We start from the raw sequence: 249 nt of genomic DNA, 5'->3' as shown, positions 1-249 counted from the left end.
GGTGACGGTGCCGATGGGGGCTCCGGTGACCGCCGCGACCGCGTCGAGGCGGCTCAGGATTTCCTGGCCCTCGTTGAGCTCACCGGTGGTGACCTCGACGTCGAGGATCACGCCGCATTCATCGTCGACAGCCCCGTGTTGCTTGTAGCTCGGCTCCAGACGTCGATTGCGTCCGGATGTCGCCATGCTCGCATCGGGATCGGTGAGGCAGACCTTCCTGAACTTCCCCGACTTCCTTGAATGCCGGAG

General features: G+C 64.7%; 1 pseudogene. It reads right to left on the bottom strand.

The features are described from left to right. Positions 1-249 (bottom strand): annotated as a pseudogene (locus tag Q1B08_RS21890) (IS5/IS1182 family transposase); the annotation flags it as partial.

The sequence above is a fragment of the uncultured Jannaschia sp. genome (genome assembly GCF_947494025.1).
GTDB lineage: Bacteria > Pseudomonadota > Alphaproteobacteria > Rhodobacterales > Rhodobacteraceae > Jannaschia.
This window is presented reverse-complemented; position numbering and strand designations above follow the sequence as displayed.